The organism is Chryseobacterium sp. SORGH_AS_0447, from assembly GCF_030818695.1.
Classification (GTDB): Bacteria; Bacteroidota; Bacteroidia; order Flavobacteriales; family Weeksellaceae; genus Chryseobacterium.
The window spans coordinates 32,953-52,896 of the sequence record NZ_JAUTAR010000001.1; the positions used below are offsets into that span (position 1 = coordinate 32,953).

16 protein-coding genes are annotated in these 19,944 nt (G+C 42.5%); 1 reads left to right on the plus strand and 15 read right to left on the minus strand.

Features of this window, described 5'->3' with window-relative positions; all coding sequences use genetic code 11:
* Window positions 1–97: 97 nt before the first annotated feature.
* The 10 genes from QE422_RS00175 to QE422_RS00220 all read right to left on the minus strand — a co-directional run bounded on the left by QE422_RS00175 (window position 98) and on the right by QE422_RS00220 (window position 12,123).
* On the minus strand, window positions 98–466 hold the full coding sequence (locus QE422_RS00175; RefSeq protein WP_307454218.1) for a hypothetical protein: 369 nt from the start codon (window positions 464–466) through the stop codon (window positions 98–100).
* A gap of 6 nt (window positions 467–472) precedes the next feature.
* Window positions 473–1,147: a superoxide dismutase gene (locus QE422_RS00180; protein ID WP_307454219.1), complete on the minus strand. Its 675-nt coding sequence runs from the start codon at window positions 1,145–1,147 to the stop codon at window positions 473–475.
* Window positions 1,148–1,410: 263 nt separating this feature from the next.
* Window positions 1,411–2,088 (minus strand): SCO family protein, encoded by a 678-nt coding sequence (locus QE422_RS00185; RefSeq protein WP_307454220.1) that lies wholly within the window; start codon window positions 2,086–2,088, stop codon window positions 1,411–1,413.
* Entirely contained in the window at window positions 2,075–2,350 is a 276-nt protein-coding gene (locus tag QE422_RS00190) for a YHS domain-containing protein (protein WP_307454221.1), read from the minus strand. The genes QE422_RS00185 and QE422_RS00190 overlap by 14 nt, the downstream gene beginning before the upstream one ends.
* A 192-nt stretch (window positions 2,351–2,542) precedes the next feature.
* The gene (locus QE422_RS00195) at window positions 2,543–2,905 is read right to left on the minus strand and encodes a hypothetical protein (RefSeq protein WP_307454222.1); all 363 of its coding nucleotides are present in this window, start codon (window positions 2,903–2,905) and stop codon (window positions 2,543–2,545) included.
* A gap of 635 nt (window positions 2,906–3,540) precedes the next feature.
* Window positions 3,541–5,502, minus strand: coding sequence for a heavy metal translocating P-type ATPase (locus QE422_RS00200; protein ID WP_307454223.1), 1,962 nt, complete (start codon window positions 5,500–5,502; stop codon window positions 3,541–3,543).
* 44 nt (window positions 5,503–5,546) lie between these two features.
* Window positions 5,547–5,966, minus strand: a complete 420-nt coding sequence (locus tag QE422_RS00205; RefSeq protein WP_307454224.1) for a Fur family transcriptional regulator — start codon at window positions 5,964–5,966, stop codon at window positions 5,547–5,549.
* 10 nt (window positions 5,967–5,976) lie between these two features.
* Entirely contained in the window at window positions 5,977–7,218 is a 1,242-nt protein-coding gene (locus QE422_RS00210; RefSeq protein WP_307454225.1) for an efflux RND transporter periplasmic adaptor subunit, read from the minus strand.
* A 1-nt stretch (window position 7,219) separates the two neighbouring features.
* Complete coding sequence (locus tag QE422_RS00215; protein ID WP_307454226.1) at window positions 7,220–11,578, minus strand: CusA/CzcA family heavy metal efflux RND transporter; 4,359 nt, start codon at window positions 11,576–11,578, stop codon at window positions 7,220–7,222.
* A 221-nt stretch (window positions 11,579–11,799) separates the two neighbouring features.
* Window positions 11,800–12,123: a DUF6660 family protein gene (locus QE422_RS00220; protein WP_307454227.1), complete on the minus strand. Its 324-nt coding sequence runs from the start codon at window positions 12,121–12,123 to the stop codon at window positions 11,800–11,802.
* A 102-nt stretch (window positions 12,124–12,225) separates the two neighbouring features.
* Between QE422_RS00220 and QE422_RS00225 the strand changes: the two genes are divergently transcribed.
* Entirely contained in the window at window positions 12,226–12,639 is a 414-nt protein-coding gene (locus tag QE422_RS00225; RefSeq protein WP_307454228.1) for a type II 3-dehydroquinate dehydratase, read from the plus strand.
* A gap of 122 nt (window positions 12,640–12,761) precedes the next feature.
* On the opposite strand, the gene pckA is transcribed toward QE422_RS00225, so the two are convergent.
* The 5 genes from pckA to bshC form a co-directional block, all read right to left on the minus strand.
* On the minus strand, window positions 12,762–14,381 hold the full coding sequence (gene pckA / locus QE422_RS00230) for a phosphoenolpyruvate carboxykinase (ATP) (RefSeq protein ID WP_307454229.1): 1,620 nt from the start codon (window positions 14,379–14,381) through the stop codon (window positions 12,762–12,764).
* Between the two features lie 130 nt (window positions 14,382–14,511).
* Window positions 14,512–15,414 (minus strand): GYDIA family GHMP kinase, encoded by a 903-nt coding sequence (locus tag QE422_RS00235; protein WP_307454230.1) that lies wholly within the window; start codon window positions 15,412–15,414, stop codon window positions 14,512–14,514.
* A 14-nt stretch (window positions 15,415–15,428) separates the two neighbouring features.
* On the minus strand, window positions 15,429–16,304 hold the full coding sequence (fabD, locus tag QE422_RS00240) for an ACP S-malonyltransferase (RefSeq protein ID WP_307454231.1): 876 nt from the start codon (window positions 16,302–16,304) through the stop codon (window positions 15,429–15,431).
* A gap of 75 nt (window positions 16,305–16,379) precedes the next feature.
* A complete protein-coding gene (locus tag QE422_RS00245) occupies window positions 16,380–18,320 on the minus strand; it encodes a LysM peptidoglycan-binding domain-containing protein (RefSeq protein ID WP_307454232.1) in 1,941 nt (646 codons plus the stop codon).
* A gap of 37 nt (window positions 18,321–18,357) precedes the next feature.
* Complete coding sequence (bshC, locus tag QE422_RS00250; protein ID WP_307454233.1) at window positions 18,358–19,944, minus strand: bacillithiol biosynthesis cysteine-adding enzyme BshC; 1,587 nt, start codon at window positions 19,942–19,944, stop codon at window positions 18,358–18,360.

Sequence of the window (19,944 nt, forward strand, 5' to 3'; positions counted from 1 at the left end):
GGTATTCCGCACCAACACTGGTTTTAGCGGTAATCATGTTTATTTGATGATTTGCGCTGATACAGTGAATGCAAAATACAGTGGTTAAAAAAGACAACTAAAAAACCGGCGGTCTGAAAACCGGTTGTGAGAACAAAAAAGAATACGCCGTTTCGTAAAGGAAGCCGGAATCTGAAGAGACCGGTTTCCGGGTATTGGTGATGCCGGCAATTTCAGGAAGAACATAAAAATCCAGTAATTTCTGTCCCGGATTTTTTAATTTGCTGAAAGGAAGTGAACCGGTATCGGTGGTTTTTGCCATTTCTTTACTGAGGTAACACGTTCCGTTGCAATGAAGTTCGGGCCTGCTTTTGTTGATACACAGGACCCTGGAGATATAATCATAATTTACAGCATATTCCACCAATGGGATCAGAGGCCTGAACACCACGAAAAAAGTGAGGAATATGCTGCAAATAAGGTTCATCGATTATTATTTCTTGCTAACCGCTTCTTCGTACCTTCTGCTGATTTCTTTCCAGTTGGTCACATTCCAGATTGCTGTCAGATAATCGGCTCTTTTGTTCTGGTATTTCAGGTAGTAAGCATGTTCCCATACATCAATCCCGAAGATCGGCGTTCCTTTTTCCTCTACGACATCCATTAAAGGATTGTCCTGATTAGGGGTTGAAGAAACAAAGAGTTTTCCGTTTCTATCCACGGACAGCCAGGCCCACCCCGAACCGAAACGGTCGGCTCCTGCCTTTGCCATTTTTTCTTTAAAAGCATCCATGCTTCCGAAAGCATCATTGATGGCTTTTGCCAGTTTTGCAGAAGGCTGGGTATTTTTTACCGGCGTAAGAACCGTCCAGAACAGTTCGTGATTGTAATGTCCTCCGGCATTGTTTCTTACGGCAGCCGGTAGCTTAGACACATTCGACATAATTTCAAACAGGGTCTGCTTTTCCTGCGGCGTACTTGCGATAGCTTTGTTCAGGTTGGCTACGTACGCTGCGGCATGCTTGGAATAGTGGATCTCCATGGTTTTGGCATCGATGTTTCCTTCCAACGCATCATAAGCATACGGTAAAGGCGATTGTTTGAATTGGGCAAACGCAAACTGCGCCGCGAAAACTGCACTTAAAGCAGCTACTTTCATAATCTTCATAACGTTTCGTTTTTTGTGGTTTGTATTATTTGTCGGAAGATGGGTGATGGAAACCGGAAGTTTACAACTCACTGTAAAATTTCCAGTTTCATTCCATCTTCTCGCTTATTTATCTTAGAAAATTTACTATTTCTGAACGGTTAACTTTTGGCATACTCTTCAGCCTTTACATTCAATCAATTGCTACTATTCCTTTGCAGGGCGACAATTTCTGATTAAGCCAAAAAACAACCTCCAGCTTCCGTCACCCATCTCCCAACTATTTACTTCAACAGCTTCCTGATATCTTCGATCAGCATTTCCCGGTCGGGATGGTATTTCCCGGTCAGTTTCGGCGTTTTTCCTTCCGGATCCTCATAATTCAGTCCGGAATAATACAGGATCGGCATGTTGTCTTTATTGTACCGGCACCGGATATTCCCCTCTTTGTCAACCAGCGCGATCATTCCGCTGTGGTTGAGGCTTTCGCTTTCGTCTTCCTTATCCCCGACATAAATATTGAACTGGTCTGCCAGTTTCCCGATATAATCCCTGTCGCCGGTGAGAAAATGCCAGTTGGGAGACTTCACCCCGATTCTTTGGGCATGCTCTTTCAGCAATGCCGGCGTATCATTTTCCGGATCGATGCTGATGGAAACAATTCCGAATTCAGGATCATTGATTTCATCTTCAATGGCTCTCATATTGGTATTCATGACCGGGCAGATCGTCGGGCATCTGCTGAAGAAAAACTCTACGAGATATACTTTCCCAAGCATCTCTTTATTGGTAATTTTCTTATTATTCTGATCTGTAAGCTGAAAATCCGGAACTTTCATGACCGTATACAGGTTCTTTTTAAAATACCCCATTCCGATCCCGATTCCCAGAAAAAGCAGTGCCATTACCGCCAGCGGAACAATAATCCTGCTTTTAGATTGCGGTTTCTTATTTCTGGACATATTTCTCCGGATTCTTTTTAAATTCATCTTTGCAGTACACACTGCAAAAACCGTACGTTTTATTTTTATAAACTGCCGTATCTTTCATATCCGGTTCGGTTGGCATATGACAGATCGGGTCTACCGCATTGGCAAATTTTACTGCCTTTGCATTTGATTTTGCCACAAGAGCCGCTTTTTTATGTTTTACTTTAGGCGTTTCCTGGGCACACGCCATCAGGGAAACCGACATCAGTGCCGTTAAAATAAGTTTTGATTTCATTTTTTATTGAAATTGAAATTAATAATATAAAAGGAAAAATAATTGAATGTAAACTAAATTTAATCCTGCCGGTCAGCTCAATACCAAGGCGATAACCTCCTAGATTGAGGATTTTCGTATTCACCACCAGGTAAACCTCAGCAATGAGGCTATGTCTGAATGACCGTACGTATTACATTCAGTTAAAATAAATTAAGCTAAAGGAGGATGGAATATCCTGGAGAAATATTCCGAAGTATGAAAATCAGTGTACCCGGATTTAATCTTTGTATTGCTGATATCGAATCGGGTACTGTCTGAAAAAGAAAGGATTTCACGGGAAAGGAATACATCCAGCCCGGCAAGCTTTATGTTCTGGCCGTTGTTCGACTGCTTTTCCGTTTTTGAAAGTTCTTTTTCCAGATAGCATTTCCCTTTACAGGTAGACTGCGGGACGTTTCTGTTTTCGCAAAGATTTTTCACGATATACTCATAATTTACAGCATAGCTGATCAACGGCAATACCGGACGAACTGCAATGGTAAAAATAATGAATATGGAAATGAAAAACTTCAACCGATGATTTTTGTTTCACAAATATACCACTGAAATTTGTTTTATGGGCAATTATGATGAAAGTCATTTTTAGAACGAAAAGCAAAAGCAGATTATTTTACACATAAGAAGTTATAAGCTAAGATTAAAATTTCGAGAATATTTTAGAGCACATAAGAGCGAAAATCAGAGATTTTCAATGGGTTTATCCTGATGGTGGCTAAGGTACCTGAAGCTACATCATCACCGGTAAAAATAAATGAAATCTGTGGAAATTTAAATCACAAAAGACTATCAAACGAATCATAAAGTTATCATGTTGGATGCTGAAAAGTTCACTAAAGTTCTAAAAATCTTTGATTTTTAATCTCATGTGATCTAAAATATTTCAACTAATCAAAATATTCTTCTGTTTCTTATGTGTTAAAAATATGCCTCTCATTCCTGAAAATCTGTGCTGGTTTTGTGGTGAAATAAATTTTGGCTGAAGCCAGATGTATTTTTTTGTAAATGGCCTTCCTTCCAAAAGCTCAGGATGACATTGCCCGTTCCTATTGATTAGGCTAAATATAATTTCAGAATCTACACGAATATTGGTGCGATTACTGGGATTAGATAGTATTTCATAAAGCTTCCGGCTTCCTTCTCCTCAACCATTAAAACTGCATTCGCTGGATTCTCACCGCATTCAGAATGGCCAGCAAGGCAACTCCTACATCAGCGAAAACCGCCTCCCACATGGTAGCCAGCCCTCCGGCTCCGAGAATGAGCACGACTGCTTTCACCGTAAATGCCAGAACGATATTCTGCCATACAATTCTTTTGGTCTGCTTTGCGATGTTGATGGCCATAGGAATTTTGCCCGGCCGGTCATCCTGGATCACCACGTCTGCAGTTTCGATGGTTGCATCGCTGCCAAGTCCGCCCATGGCAATTCCGACATCACTTAGTGCAACCACCGGGGCATCATTTACCCCGTCTCCGATAAAAGCCACGGTTTGTTTTTTAGATTTAATCTCCTTTACCTTATTCACCTTGTCTTCGGGAAGAAGATCACCGTACGCCTCCTGAATACCTAATGCACCGGCTACGTGCTTTACGACAGAAGATTTATCACCGCTCAGCATCGTAGTTCTGACGCCTAATGATTTCAAGGCATCAATGGTAAATCTGGCATCAGGCTTTATAACATCTGCAATCGTGAAATAACCGGCGAAATTATTATCGTATGCTACCGCAATGACCGTATACACAATACTTTGCGGATTAAGGTCATAACGGATACCGAAAGTATCCATCAGCCTGAAATTCCCGACCAATAGTTCCTTTCCATTAACGGTTGCTTTCAGGCCCTGTCCTGAAATTTCCTCTATATTTTCCAGCTTTATGGCATGATCAATCTCTCCTACGTATTCATGGATGGCAGTGGCAACCGGATGTGAACTGTTGCTTTCCAGTGCATTGACGAATTTCAGGATTTCATTTTTGTTGACAGCATCACTGAATTTTACTTCCTGCACTTTAAAAACACCCTCCGTCATCGTTCCGGTCTTATCCATTACCACATGCTGAACTGTGGCCAGTACATCCAGGAAATTGCTTCCTTTGAACAGAATTCCCTTACGGCTTCCTGCTCCTATTCCCCCAAAATAACCCAGTGGAATGGAAATCACCAAAGCGCATGGACAGGAAATCACCAGGAATACCAATGCCCGGTACAGCCAGTCACGGAATTCATAATTTCCGACAAAGAAATACGGCAACAAGGTAATTCCGATGGCCAGAAACACCACGATCGGTGTGTAGATTTTAGCAAACTTCCGGATAAACAGTTCAGTGGGAGCCTTCTGCGAGGTAGCATTCTGCACCATTTCCAGGATGCGGCTCAGTTTGCTGTCTTTATAAGCGGTGGTAACTTTTACCTGGCTGACGGTATTCAGGTTGATCATTCCCGCCAAAACCGTTGCTCCTTTCGTTTTGGTATCGGGTTTACTTTCACCGGTAAGCGCAGAGGTATTGAATGATGCTGTTTCCGATAAAAGTTCACCGTCAAGGCCCAGCTTTTCTCCGGATTTTAACTGAATAATATCGCCAATGTTTACATTTTCCGCTTTTACGGTCTGCGGCTTTCCGTCACAGAGCACCGTTACCTCATCGGGCCGCTGGTCGAGCAAAGCCTTGATATTGGTTTTTGCTCTTGTAACGGCCATCGCCTGGAAGACTTCGCCTACCGAATAGAACAGCATTACCGCCACCCCTTCCGGATACTCACCGATCGCAAAAGCACCTACTGTGGCAATTCCCATCAGGAAAAATTCGGAAAAAACATCACCGTTTTTTATGCTTTCAAAAGCTTCTTTCAACACGGGCAGTCCTACGGGAATATAAGCAATAAGATACCAGACCAGCCGGATCCAGCCGGCAAACCAGTCAGGCTTTACGGAATGATCCAGGATGATCCCGGCTGACAGCATTGCAAAAGACAGGATTGCCGGAAGAAACATCTGAAATACGGATTTACCTTCCGTATCGTGAGAATGACCGTGATCATGGTCATGATCATGGCCTTCGTGGTGATTATGTTCCTTTTGCGATTTTGTACTGCAGCATTCTTCCATGACGGTAATTTTTAATCAAAGGTAGGGGTAAAGCAAATGCAATGCTATTGCAAACTTTCAAGGCAATGCTCGCAGATTCCTTTGGCAAAAAGCCTGATCTCATCGATCCTAAAACCGGTCTGCATATTTTCCGGAAAAGAGATTTCTTCTTTACACGTAGTCTGCTTACAGATTTTACAGTAGAAATGCAGATGCCGGTCTTTATGCGTATTTTCGTTGCAGCCGTCGTGGCAAAGCATATATTTTGTAGTTGAATTTTCCTGAATGCCGTGGACGATTCCTTTTTCCTCAAATGTTTTCAAGGTGCGGTAAATCGTGGTGCGGTCTGCGTTGTCGAAATGGCTTTCGATCTCGGATAAAGACAGGGCTGCTTCCTGCGAACTCAGGAAATCATATACCAGGATCCGCATGCTGGTGGGCTTGGTATTCTTGTCAATTAATTTGCTTTCAATATCTTTCTTCATATTTCTGGATTTAATGGTCATGTTCGCCCGAATTGGTCAGTTTTGCATTGATGAAATAAGCACCTTTCACGGCAATTTCCGCATCAGCGGGAATTTCTTTCACCGGAGTGACGGCTGTGTACCCCATATCGGATGCGCCTTTGATGACTTCCACTTTCTCAAAGTTAGTGGTTTTCATTTTTGTATTACCTTGGTTTCCTTCTGTTTTATGGCTTTCTTCAGCATCATGACTTTTATCCGTTTTTACGAATACATAGAATTTACCGTCGGCTTCTACAATGGCTTCATCGGGAATGGCAGGGGTTACCGTTTTATCAAGGCTTACGATTCCGGTGATGTTCATTCCGTCGATCAGCCCGGTCTTATTTCCGGTAACATTGGCATGGACAGAAATCGTTTTGCTGTCATTTTCAAACGAAGAACCGATGCTGTAGATCTCCGCATCATATTCGGTTTCGGGATTATTGGTCAGCTTAAAATGCACCACCTGCCCTGCCCTCATCTTCGGCAGGTCTTTTTCAAACACCTGGAGATCGAGGTGGATGGAATTGTTATCGATGATTTCCGCCACCGGCGAAGAAATATCCACATAACTCCCGATCTGCGAAGCAATGCTGCTGACCGTTCCGCTGATCGGTGCCGTGATGACCAGACCGGATCTCATATTCCTATTGCTTACTTTTCCAGGACTGATTCCCATCATCCTGAGCTGCTGTAAAAGCGATGACTTCCGGGTACGAAGGGTTTTCAGTTCTGCATCGGCACTCTGCAGGTTTTTCCGGGCTCCGGCATCATTATCGAAAAGCTCCCGCTGCCTGCGGTACTCCTGTTCAGCGTAAACGATCCTGCTGTTTACGGTTAAATAATCTTCCTGAAGCCTGATGAATTCCGGGTTGGCAATTGTAGCGATCACCTGCCCTTTCTTCACGGAACTTCCGACCTGAATATTCAGGGTTTTGATGATTCCGCCATACAGGGAAGTTACTGTTGCTTTGTTGTTGTTCGGCACCCTGAGCAGGCCATTGGCTTTTATGGTTGAGGTAAGTTCCTTCATTTCGACATGCCCCAGCGTAATTCCTACGGTCCTGATCTGTTCCTGCGTTAATGAAGCGGTGGTCTGCGGAACTTCCTGATGTTGTTCTTCCGGCTGTTCCGTTTCGTGTTCTGCATTTTCTGCTGCTTCTTTTTTACTACAGCTGAAAATAAAAACGGCTGAAAATAAAAGTAATTTAATGTTATAGTGTAGGTTCATGTTATTTATTGAGGATTGAATTAATGGTGATCACCGACTGATTGACCTGCTGAATGGATTCCAGGTACTTCAGCTGGATATCGGTAGCGGTCCGTAAGGCAAACAGGTATTCCACATAGGAAATTTCGCCTGTTTTATACCCCAATTGCGCTGCTTTTACAATTTTTTCAGCATTCGGGATAGCATTTTTCACATAGTAATCATATTGCAGGACATCCTGTTCATACTGGCTCCACGCATTTGTCAGCTGGGTCAGCAGCTGCTTTTCCTGAAGTTTTGCCTGGGTTTCCGCTGCCTGTTTCTGATATTCCAGGGACTGCACCCGTGCTTTTGTAGCTCCGAAAGTAAGCGGGATCGCTATACCCAAGGTTACGGCATGAAACCGGTCTCCCGAATTGTAGAACTGTTCCTGCCCGTTTCTGGTATGAAATCCTGTAAGCGACTGATTTGTATAACCGATACTGAATTCCGGGAGACCCTGGGATTTTTCAACCTGTTTGTTCTTTTCCGCAACTTCTATTTCCTGATAAAAGGACCTTAACACGGGGTTACCTTCAACTGCCGTGCTGTCTAAGAAGTTTTCCGCTTTCAAAGGTTCATAGTTTTTATTAAGCGGAACTTCAATTTTTTCAGCAGTATTCAGAAGGGTTTTCAGACTGCTGTAAGCGTTGTTCAGATAGACTTTATTCTGATTTAGCAGAAGGCCAATCTCCCCTTTCTGGGTTTCCGCAGTGTTGATCTCGATTTTTTTAATATCTCCTGCTTTGAACCTAACCGTAGCAATTCTTATAAAATCCTGGTACAGGCTGTCAAGGCTTTGCAGCTTTAATTGATTGTACTGTAAATACTCAATCTGGTAATAATAGGTCCGGACCTGCTTCATCAGTTCGTTCAAAGTAATTTCTCTGTCGATCTGACGGCTCCTGATATTTTCGCTGATCAATTCTTTTTTTGCTTTGAACAGAGTCGGAAAAGGAATGCTCTGTGATACGGAAAACGATTGGTCGAATTTCGGACTGTTGTATTGGCCCAGCTGGGCGTCGAAATTAAGCTTCGGAAGTTCTTTCGCCGTTCCTCTCAATGCTTCCGCCGATTGTACGCTCCCATTTTTTGACTGTATACCTAAATTATTACCGGCTGCCATTTCTAACGCCTGTTGCACGGAGATTGGCCTGACCTGCGCATTCCAGAACGGTCCGGAAAACAAAAACATCAATATGATAACTGCCGTCACGGGTTTTGTATTTATTTTCTTTCCTGAAATTCCATCATTAAAGATGAGATACAGCATCGGCAGGACAAAAAGGGTGAGGAAAGTCGCTGTTACCAAACCGCCGATTACCACAGTGGCCAACGGTTTCTGCACTTCGGCTCCAGCTCCCGTAGAGACCGCCATCGGCAAAAATCCTAATGAAGCAACGGTAGCCGTCATCAGGACCGGCCTCAGCCTGATCTTTGTTCCTTCAAATACTCTCTTCAATACACTCTTTTCACCTTCTTTTTCCAGTTCATTAAAAGTTCCGATCAGCACGATCCCGTTAAGTACGGCAACCCCGAATAATGCAATAAAGCCGATTCCCGCGCTGATGCTGAAGGGCATATCTCTGATGAGCAGGGCAAAAATACCTCCGATGGCACTCATCGGAATAGCGGTAAAGATCAAGATGGCTTGCCTGAATGAACGGAAGGTAAAATACAGCAGCATGAAAATCAGCAACAGGGACACCGGAACTGCAATCATCAGCCTTTTGGCGGCAGCCTGTAAGTTTTCAAACTGCCCGCCGTAGGTAAAATAGTAGCCTGAAGGCAATTTCATATGATCCAGCTTGGCCTGAATGTCTTTCACTACACTTTCCACATCCCGGTCTTTCACGTTAAACCCGATGACGATCCTCCGCTTCCCTTCCTCACGGCTGATCTGCGCCGGGCCTAATTTATACCCGATGTCAGCCACCTGGGACAGCGGGATCTGAGTTCCTGAAGGCGTAGAGATCATCAGATTGCGGACATCATCAATATGGGTCCGGTGAAGGCTGTCGAGGCGGACCACCAGATCGAAACGTCTTTCGTTTTCAAACACCTGACCGGCACTCTTCCCTGCAAAGGCCGTGCTTAAGACATCGTTGACTTCTTCAATGTTCAGCCCGTAATTGGCCATCCTTGTCCGGTCGTATTCTACATTAATCTGCGGAAGCCCGCTGATGCGCTCGATCTGCGGAGCTGTCGTTCCTTTTACGGTCTGAATCGTTTTTGCGACTTTATCCGCATACATGGATAAGGAATCCAGGTTCTCGCCGAAAATCTTGACAGCCACGTCCTGGCGGATCCCGGTCATCAGCTCATTGAACCGCATCTGAATCGGCTGGTTCTTTTCAAAAAACACACCGGGAATCACTTCCAGCTTTTCCATGATTTCATCGGATAATTCTTCGTATGATTTTTTGGATTTCCATTCATCCTGTGGTTTTAAAACAATAATCAGATCAGAAGCTTCGGGAGGCATCGGATCGGTCGGAACTTCTGCGGAACCTGTTTTACCGATTACCATTTTTACCTCATCAAACTGCTTGATAATCCTTGAAGCCTGCATGGACGTTTCGATGCTCTGGCTCAATGAGCTTCCCTGCGGAAGAATGCAGTGAAATGCATAATCGCCTTCCTGCAGCTGTGGAATAAACTCCCCGCCCATATTTTTAAATATAAATAGAGTCACGATAAAAACCGCCCCTGTTGCAGAGACAATGATATATTTATATTTTACCGCTTTGCTTAACAAAGGCTGGTAGATATGCTGAAGCCTGTTCATCAGTTTATCCGAAAAAGTTTCTTTATGTATTGGCTTTTTAGATAAGAACAAAGCGCTCATCACCGGAATGTAGGTGAGTGATAAGATCAACGCTCCCAGAATGGCAAATCCTACCGTCTTGGCCATGGGCGTGAACATTTTCCCTTCTACTCCCACCAGGGTAAGAATAGGAATATACACGATAAGAATAATGATTTCACCAAAAGCCGCGCTTTTCCTGATTTTTGATGCAGAGCGAAAAACTTCCTCATCCATTTCCGCCTGCGTAAGTCTTTGTGTGGATCTTCTCAGCCCCAGATGATGAAGAGTGGCTTCAACGATAATTACGGCGCCGTCCACAATCAGTCCGAAATCGATAGCGCCAAGGCTCATCAGATTGGCACTTACCCCGAAGACATTCATCATTCCCAACGCAAACAATAAAGAAAGCGGGATAGCAGATGCTACAATGAGCCCTGCTCTCAGGTTTCCAAGGAAAACGACCAGGACAAAAATGACGATCAGTGCTCCTTCTATGAGATTTTTCTCAACAGTTTTCATGGCCCTTCCCACCAGATCGGTCCTGTCCAGGAACGGTTCGATGACTACATCGTCTGGGAGCGACTTCTGGATGACCGGGATTCTGGCCTTGATGTTGTTTACGACTTCATGGCTATTGGCTCCTTTCAGCATCATGACGACCCCTCCTACCGCATCTACTTTGCCGTTGTAGGTCATGGCTCCGTACCGTACCGCACTTCCGAAACGGACTTCTGCCACGTCTTTTATAAAAACAGGAACGCTTCCCGTTTCATTTTTAACGGAAATATTCCTTATATCCTCCAGGGATTTCACGATCCCGATGCCACGGATGAAATAGGCATTCGGTTTTTTATCGATATATGCACCACCGGTGTTTTGGTTGTTTTTTTCCAGTGCCGTAAAAATATCGGTGATGCTTACTCCCATTGCTCTCAGGCGGTTAGTATCTATGGCGACTTCGTACTGTTTCAGCTGTCCTCCGAAACTGTTGATTTCTGCTATTCCCGGTGTTCCGTTTAGCTGTCTTCTCACGATCCAGTCCTGCATTGCACGGAGTTCTTTGGGATCATATTTCTTTTCGCTTCCTTTTTTCGGATGGAGAATGTATTGGTAAACTTCACCCAGGCCGGTGCTTACCGGTGCGAGTTCAGGCATTCCGATCCCCTTGGGAATCTGTTCCGCTGCTTCCTTCAGCTTTTCATTAATCAGCTGACGGACAAAATAGAGGTCTGCATTTTCTTTAAAGACAACGGTCACAACCGATAATCCGAACCTTGAAATACTTCTGGTTTCTTCAATATCCGGAATATTGGCTATACTCTGCTCAATGGGAAAAGTAACGAGCTGTTCGACTTCCTGCCCTGCCAAAGTGGGACAAGTAGTGATGATTTGTACCTGGTTGTTGGTAATATCCGGTACCGCATCAATGGGCAGCCTGGAAGCGCTCCAGACACCCCAGATGATCAGAAACAGAGTCATCAGTCCGATGACGGTTTTATTTCTGATGCTGAATTGTATAATGGTATCTAACACAAATTAAGATTTTAATTCGTAACGGCCTTTCTTCTTACACTAAAGTCATAGCAGCAGGTATTTAAAACTAACCCGCCCTTATTACAGCGCCATATCAAGAAAGGCCATCGTGGATTTTGAAAGTATTCATAGACTGCCATTAGGAAAATGGCAGATGCAAAAATAGCCCGTGATCCTCTGCAATGGAATTGCAAAGAAGGCATCTTTTAAAAAATCAGAAATTAAATCTTAGGCGGCTGCCAGATATGGTCGTAGACCTGATATGCGAAATCGTTTTTACGGAAAAAGATTTTTTTTGAAAAGTATGAAGGAATTTTTGCCGGAGCTTCCAGTAGAGCATTTATTTTAAAAGCAGTTACCGTAATCTGGCAGCAGTTGCAGGTACATAAAGGGGAGCAGATATCGCCTTTATCTTTAGAATGAGAGCCCTCCGATAAAAAAGAAAGCTGTGTCTGCGCAGAACCTGATTCTTTATGCAGATCTTCACACGGCATCAGTGACAATGCGATGAAATAGAATGCAAGTAAAAATCTGAGGAGGTTCATCCATCCAAAGGTAGAGAATTTATGTGAGACCGTAGGTGGTAAAATGGTATAAATTTTCCTGCTGTTGTTTAAAGTGTTATGAAAAACCTTTAATTTTATAGGATGAAAATTTTAATTGTAAACGGCCCCAATCTCAATCTGCTGGGAACCCGGGAACCTGAGATCTACGGAACTGTTTCCATGGAGGATTACCTGGACAAACTGAGATCCGAATTTCCCGCGCTGGAACTGGAATATTATCAGTCGAACATCGAGGGGGAAATTATTAATTGTCTCCAGAAGACCGATTTTGATGCGCTGGTGATCAATCCCGGTGCTTATACCCATTATTCGTATGCGATTGCGGATTGTTTAAAGAATATTCAAAAGCCAAAAGTTGAGGTTCATATCAGCAATATTTATAAAAGAGAAGAATTCCGGCAGAAATCGGTAACGGCAGCCCATACGGATACAGTACTGTCAGGGTTTGGAATGGAAGGATACCGACTGGCGATATTGAGTCTGGCTGGTGTTTAAACTGACCATCTTCCAGCGATAAGTTTTCACATTATTAATTTATCTACTGATTCAATATTAAGGTTTCTATAAAATTTTTACAAAAAAAATCCTCAGCATCTACGTGCTGAGGATTCGATATTTTAATTGGTTGTCTGCGTTTGTAATTGCGGACCAGAAGGAATTAATTTTTTACCATCTTCCGTATTGCAGTACTGTTCAAAGTTCTTGATGTATTTTGCGGCAAGGTCTCTTGCTTTTTCTTCCCATTCACCGGCATTGCTGTAGGTGTCTCTTGGATCCAGAATTCCTTCGGAAACATTCGGCAGTTCGGTAGGTATTTCCAGGTTCATGATCGGGATTCTTGTTTTCGGAGCGTTTTCAATAGAACCGTCTATAATGGCATCGATGATCGCTCTTGTATCTTTTAGGGAAATTCTTTTTCCGGTACCGTTCCAACCGGTGTTTACCAGATATGCTTTTGCGCCGTGTTCTTTCATTTTCCCAATTAAGGTTTTAGAATACATGGTCGGGTGCAAAGTTAAGAAAGCTTCTCCAAACGCCGGTGAGAAAGATGGTTCCGGCTCGGTAATCCCTCTTTCCGTTCCTGCTAATTTTGAGGTATACCCGCAAAGGAAGTGGTATTGTGCCTGATTTTCATCCAGTATGGAAACCGGAGGCAATACCCCGAAAGCATCTGCTGAGAGGTAAACGATTTTTTTCGCATGCCCTGCTTTTGAAGGCAATACGATTTTATTGATATGATAAATCGGATAAGAAACCCGTGTATTTTCGGTGATCGAGCCGTCGGTGTAATCGGAAATGCCGTTGTTCACGACAACATTTTCAAGAAGCGCATCTCTTTTGATCGCTCTGAAGATATCCGGCTCTTTTTCTGCGGAAAGGTCGATTACTTTCGCGTAGCATCCTCCTTCGTAGTTGAAAACTCCGTTGTTGTCCCAGCCATGCTCGTCGTCACCGATCAGGTATCTTTTCGGATCAGCGGATAAAGTTGTTTTCCCGGTTCCGGAAAGACCGAAGAAAAGGGCAACATCTCCTTCTTCACCTACGTTGGCCGAACAGTGCATGGAAGCCATGCCTTTTAGCGGAAGGTAATAGTTCATCATCGCAAACATTCCTTTTTTCATTTCTCCGCCATACCAGGTACCACCGATGATCTGAAGTTTTTCAGTAAGGTTGAACATCACAAAGTTTTCAGAATTCAATCCTTGCTCTTCCCAATGCGGATTGGTGGTTTTGGAACCGTTGATTACCGTAAAATCCGGTGCACCGAAGTTTTCCAGTTCGTAATGGGACGGACGGATGAACATATTGGTAACGAAATGCGCCTGCCACGCTACCTCCATAATAAACCTTACTTTTAATCTCGTATCTGCATTGGTACCGCAGAATGAATCGACAACATAGATTTTTTTAGCATCAGAAAGCTGGTCCAGCACTAATTCTTTACAAGAGCTGAAAGTTTCGGGTGTCGTCGGCAGGTTTACTTTACCGTCCCAGAAAATGGTTTCTCTTGTAACATCATCCTGAACTATGTACCTGTCTTTAGGTGAACGACCTGTGAAAATTCCTGTTTTTACTGATACTGCGCCAGATTCCGTAAGCTCAGCTTTTTCAAAGCCCTGATTTTCAGGACAAACTTCAGCCTGATACAATTCCTCATAAGAAGGATTGTAAACGACTTCATAGTTTCCCTTAATCCCTAATTTCTCTAAATCCTGGATGATTTTAGCGTTTTTCATTTTACTTATATTTCTATTTCTTTTTTGGAGTCTAACAAAATTAATATTAATTAATTGTTAAAAGTGGTTTAAATATAATGATATAAGTCAGAATGGCAAATAAAAAAACGAGTTTATAAAAAACTGAAAATCAATAAACTAGATCGGAATAGTCAAAAATTGTGGTAAAACCTTTTCCCCAAAAATAGTCCCTAAAGCCGTCAAATTTTGAGCTCATCACAAAATCTCCTCCCCATGCGCCCAGACTTTTAACAAAAACCGGGCAGTCTTTGAAATACAGCTCTTTAACTGTAGGAATTTCAAGGAAATGCGATATTTTTTGCTCATGAATTAACATTAGCTGCGAAAAATTTTCCAATTCGTTACATAGTAAAATATTTCTTGTAAGATCCGAAAATTCATCGACGTGTTTTTGAGACTTATTTTTTGAACGGTAAAAGCTGATTCCTTCACGGCTGTCCTGCTTCTGATTCAGATGAATAAAAATAAGGTCATTTTTAAAAGGAGGATCAAAATTTACCTTTTCATAAGTAATTTCCGGAACACTTCGGTACAGCACTGCCGATTTCTCTTTGGCAACGGCAATATCATACCCGCTTCCTCCCAGGCTTATCTTATTTAAATGGAAAGGATCAACCTCTGCCCATTCCGCAAGATTATTCATTAACGTAGAGCTGCTGCCTAAGCCATAGTTTGCCGGAAACTGGAGATTGGTTTTTAAATGGTAGGTAAAATCAGCTTTGAATCTGATCGAAGAAAGCGCCTGGACGTTTTTTAAGGTTTTTAGAATGAATTCAGCACTTGAGGGAATATTGGTCTCTAAAACCTGCCAGCTTCGATAGTCTATCACTGCTTTCAGCCATATTTTTCCCTGATGAAAGGCTTCCCAGAAAATAAGGGATCGTGCATCCCGTACTTCTTCAAAAGAAAACTCTTGTCCCAGCCGTGTAGGTACCGCTAAGACAAGAGCTCCGTCCATTGCGAAATATTCTGAAGTAAGCATCAGCTTTCCCGGTGAAAATATCTCGCCCATGAGTTCTATTAATTTTAGATGGCAGAAGCCATATCTACGGTAGCATCAATTTTTTTGATAAGTCCCTGTAATGTTTTTCCCGGTCCTACTTCTACGAATTTTGTAGCACCGTCTTTAATCATATTCTGTACGGACTGTGTCCATTTTACAGGTCCCGTCAGCTGGGCAATCAGGTTTTTCTTGACTTCATCCGGATCAGAAACCGCCGTTGTGGTAATATTCTGATATACCGGGATCATTGCCTTTCTGAATTTGGTCTGCTCGATGGCTGCGGCCAGTCTTTCCTGTGCAGGCTGCATCAAAGGAGAGTGAAACGCTCCGTTTACCGGCAACAGCAAAGCTCTTTTAGCACCGGCTTCTTTCATTTTTGTACAAGCCTCTTCTACGGCGGATGTTTCCCCTGAGATTACCAGCTGTCCCGGACAGTTATAATTGGCAGGCACCACAATACCGCTGATCTGTGCACATATTTCTTCAACTTTAGCATCTTCCAATCCTAAAATTGCAGCCATAGAGCTCGGATTAGCATCACAAGCCGCCTGCATCGCTTTTGCCCTTTCGGAAACCAGCTTCAGCCCGTCGTCGAAAGACAGAACGCCATTGGCAACCAATGCTGAAAATTCCCCTAAGGAATGTCCTGCCACCATTTCAGCGCCCAAACCATTTACGGCTTTCAGCGCAGCAACGGAATGTATAAAAATTGAAGGTTGGGTAACCTCGGTTTTTTTAAGGTCTTCATCCGTTCCGCTGAACATGATGGAAAGGATATCAAACCCTAAAATTTCATTGGCAGATTCCATCATATCCTTAATGTCTTTTCTGGAATCGTACAACTCTTTTCCCATTCCTACGAACTGAGAACCCTGCCCTGGAAATACAAGTGCTTTCATGTATTATTTTAAAATATTATGCAAATATAATTATAATGTTAAAAATATTCTTTAAAAGTGATTTAAATCGTTATTTTATGGAAGTAATCTGATCACGCGGTAGCCTGTATTTACATACGCACCGTTTGCTTTGGATTTTACAAACTCAAACTTTGTCGCCAGCTGCGTCTGTACCTTATTCATCTGTTTAAAGATTTCCCCTTTTTTATTCTCCCTGGTCAGCATATCGTTTACTATATCAAAACCTACGATGGCAAACTTAGGAGGGGTCTTGCAGTATTTGTTTTTATAGGCCGCAAGGATTTCTTTTTCAAAGCTTCCTTCCGTATTCACCTTTCTGTCCATCAGATAAACCAGGTGAGCCTGGCTGAGATCATCCACTTTTTTCTCGAACACCGGGGCATAATGCATACTGAATGCCTTTACACCCTGCACTTCCTTAGATAAAGCGATTACCTTGTTGGCAAAAGCTTCTGCCGTCGCATCGCTCTCGTTAGCAAGAATGGCAATTACCGGAGCCGACTGTCCTGTCATCATATTCTGATCCAGCTGGATATCCGCCGGTGTATTTACGATGCTGATAGCAGGATTTTTTAATATTTTTTCAAGACCGGCCTTGATGTAGTTGGCATTTTCCTTTTTGGGATCGGCAACGATGTATATTTTCTGATCGGAGAATGTAGCTTTTACTTCATCCACGATTTTATCGGCATACGTCTGATCATTGGTTTCCACAATAATCAGGTTGCTGTAGTTATACAATTCCGGAGAATTGGCAAACGGAGCGACAATCGGGATTTTCTGGCTTTTTGTAAAGTCTAGAACATCCACTACATTCGATTTGAAGAATGGGCCGATAATTAAATCCGTATTATTAGGGTTTATCTGGGTAAGCGAATTCCTGAACGATGCTTCGTTTCCTGAATCTACGATCTTAATATCCAGCTTCTGCCCGTTGGCTGCGTTTCTTTCAATGGCAAGTTTTGCACCTGTTAGGAAATCCAATGCCATGGAACGGTACTGGGTTTCACCCGTGCTGTATCCGAATGGCAGCATCATAACAACGCTTAACGCATCACCGCTTTTCTTCACGTAAGCCGGATCCAGCTTTTTTATTTTTAAAACCATTCCCGACCTCAATCCTCTGGAAAGCTCCGGGTTTAAGGCAACAAGCTCATCGATGGTAATTCCGAATTTATTAACGATAGAGAAGACGGTATCTCCCTGCTGAACGGTATACGTTACATAGTCATCAGCTTCGAAAGTGGTTGTATTGGATGAGGATCTTTCGTTTTCCGTATCCACTTTTGTCTTTGCATTTTCCCCGAAAACATCAGCACCTGTACTTTTGCTGCCTGCTTTTTTTATTTTAATCGCTTCGCCGGGTTTTAATCCTCTTTCTTCCAATCCGGGATTTAAGGCAAACAATTCTTCCTTGGAAATATTGAACTGTCTTGAGATCCTGTAATAATTATCTTTCTGCTGAACGACATATTGATCTTCCGATGCAACGGCAACAGGAGTTTCAACAACTGTTTCTACAGGTTTTGATGCAGGAGCAACGGTAACTGCAGTATTTTGCTGGTCTCCGCCGTATTTTTTTATACTTTCCAGAGGAAGCGTCACTTCATCCCCGATTTTCATATGGGAATCCAACTCCGGATTCAGCTTCCGAAGATCGGTTTCAGAAATGCGGTACTGTTTTGTAATTCCATAGATGGTTTGTTTCGGCTGAAGAATAATTTTTCCGGTCTGGGCATTGCCTGCCGGTCTGGAAGAAGCTGCCGTTTTTGGAGATGCGGCTGCGGCTTTTTCATTTTTAACAGTTAAGACATCCCCCAGTGCAAGCTTTCCGTCTTTCACTGCCGGATTCATTTTCAACAGTTCGTCTACCGTAAGTCCGTATCTTTTTGCAATATTGTAAGGAGTATCTCCTTTTACAACGGTATGCGATCTTTGGGCAGCGACACCCAAAACCATACATAAACTGGATAGTATAAAAAACCTCTTTATCATATTCGGTGATTATATCTGCAAAAATACTTCTTTAAAATTAAATGGCAACTATTATTAGTTTGGACTCCTCAATTTGCATCTCTTCTAAACAAGTTTCCAGCCAAGAATACCCGTGGTCTGCAAAGAAAACGCTGAAATTATAAATTCTTTCCTGCCAGGTTCCGGAAGGATGTACATCCAAAAATAGGTTCTCTAATCTTTCGAGCAGTTCGCTTCTTTTTATTTTTTCAGCATGCAGAAGGCGCTTTTTCATTCTTTTAAAAGATTTCAGCTGCCTTACTTCTTCTGCCTGTACCATGTTTCCGAACGATTTTTCGGTAGTTTCTGCCATGGCTTTTAATTCTGAAAACTGGCTGACCAATGCATTTTCTTTTTGCTGCAGCGCTTCCAGAATGGCATTATCTTCCAATATTTTGTTGTTGGTAACGGCCGTGAAATTCCGGAAAAAGTCTTCGATCTTCAGGTTTAGTTTAGCAATTTTCCCTACAGTCTTTTTTTTTAAAAACAACATGGAGTTCCGGGGGATCAAAATGGGAAACGGAATATTGATTTCTGAAAAATAATCCTTGAGTTCCAGCCAGTACATGATTTCCGCATTTCCTCCAATGTATGCCAGATTTGGTAAAACGGTTTCCTGGTATACCGGACGCATCAATGCATTAGGACTGAATTTCTCAGGGGACATTTCCAGTTCGTTTAGAATTTCTTCTTCCGTAAAAGAGATGTTTTTATCAACAATGATGTATTTTTTACCATCAAAATCAATCCGGTCCCTTGTGTCTGAAAGGTAGAACAAATTGATCTCACGGGGATTCACTTGGACTTTTCCATATTTTTCTGTCAGGAAATCTACTTTATCTCTGGAATTTTTAAATAAACTGAAATGAAGGATTTCATCCTTAAAAGTTTCTCTGATCTGCGCTTTAAGCTCTTTTGAGTCCCCATCCAAAATCAGTAATCCGAATTCCGAAAACAGCCGGTTGACTAAAGTTGCAATGGCTTGCGTTAAGGTATTCCCGGGTTTATAGGCTTCTTTCAGCATCAAAATCAATTCGGTTCCAAAAACACAATCTTTAAACTCTTTTTCAAATTCTGAAATAAAAAAGGTATCGTTAATGGTAATCCGTCCTACAGGACCTCCAGATTTTTCATTGGCTTCGTAAAAATGATTTTCCGTTTTAAAGTGATTGATCTCCGCAAAATCATGGTCTTCGGAGGCCATCCAGTAAACCGGGACAAAATTGAAGTCCGGGAAGTTCTGTTTTAAATAAGAGCAGGTTTTAATCGTTTGTAAAATTTTATAAACAAAAAAAACAGGTCCGGAAAAAAGGTTGAGCTGATGGCCGGTAGTGATGGTAAATGTATCCGGCCGTCTGAGGTGATTTATGTTTTCGCTCTGTCTGGATGAAAGCTGAAGATGGGCAAGCTGCTTTTCTATCGTGTCCGCCAGGATAGTTCTCTGATCTGCCGTGAAAGAATTCTGCTTTTTGTGAATCTGCTTTTTAAAATGATCCAGGGAAAAAGTGTTTTCTTCAAATCCTTCAATATTCTGATTCAGAAAATCCTTTACCAATTGAGGAATGCTCTCTATATCCTGAAAAGCTATTTTATTAATCGTTTTCAA

Excerpts from the sequence above, each read along its gene's own strand:
- QE422_RS00175 (WP_307454218.1), bottom strand. The coding sequence starts at position 466 with ATGAACCTTATTTGCAGCATATTCCTCACTTTTTTCGTGGTGTTCAGG.
- QE422_RS00180 (WP_307454219.1), bottom strand. The coding sequence starts at position 1,147 with ATGAAGATTATGAAAGTAGCTGCTTTAAGTGCAGTTTTCGCGGCGCAG.
- QE422_RS00220 (WP_307454227.1), bottom strand. The coding sequence starts at position 12,123 with ATGAACCTCCTCAGATTTTTACTTGCATTCTATTTCATCGCATTGTCA.
- QE422_RS00245 (WP_307454232.1), bottom strand. The coding sequence starts at position 18,320 with ATGATAAAGAGGTTTTTTATACTATCCAGTTTATGTATGGTTTTGGGT.
- QE422_RS00185 (WP_307454220.1), bottom strand. The coding sequence starts at position 2,088 with ATGTCCAGAAATAAGAAACCGCAATCTAAAAGCAGGATTATTGTTCCG.
- QE422_RS00205 (WP_307454224.1), bottom strand. The coding sequence starts at position 5,966 with ATGAAGAAAGATATTGAAAGCAAATTAATTGACAAGAATACCAAGCCC.
- pckA (WP_307454229.1), bottom strand. The coding sequence starts at position 14,381 with ATGAAAAACGCTAAAATCATCCAGGATTTAGAGAAATTAGGGATTAAG.
- fabD (WP_307454231.1), bottom strand. The coding sequence starts at position 16,304 with ATGAAAGCACTTGTATTTCCAGGGCAGGGTTCTCAGTTCGTAGGAATG.
- QE422_RS00190 (WP_307454221.1), bottom strand. The coding sequence starts at position 2,350 with ATGAAATCAAAACTTATTTTAACGGCACTGATGTCGGTTTCCCTGATG.
- QE422_RS00235 (WP_307454230.1), bottom strand. The coding sequence starts at position 15,414 with ATGGGCGAGATATTTTCACCGGGAAAGCTGATGCTTACTTCAGAATAT.
- QE422_RS00225 (WP_307454228.1), top strand. The coding sequence starts at position 12,226 with ATGAAAATTTTAATTGTAAACGGCCCCAATCTCAATCTGCTGGGAACC.
- QE422_RS00210 (WP_307454225.1), bottom strand. The coding sequence starts at position 7,218 with ATGAACCTACACTATAACATTAAATTACTTTTATTTTCAGCCGTTTTT.
- QE422_RS00200 (WP_307454223.1), bottom strand. The coding sequence starts at position 5,502 with ATGGAAGAATGCTGCAGTACAAAATCGCAAAAGGAACATAATCACCAC.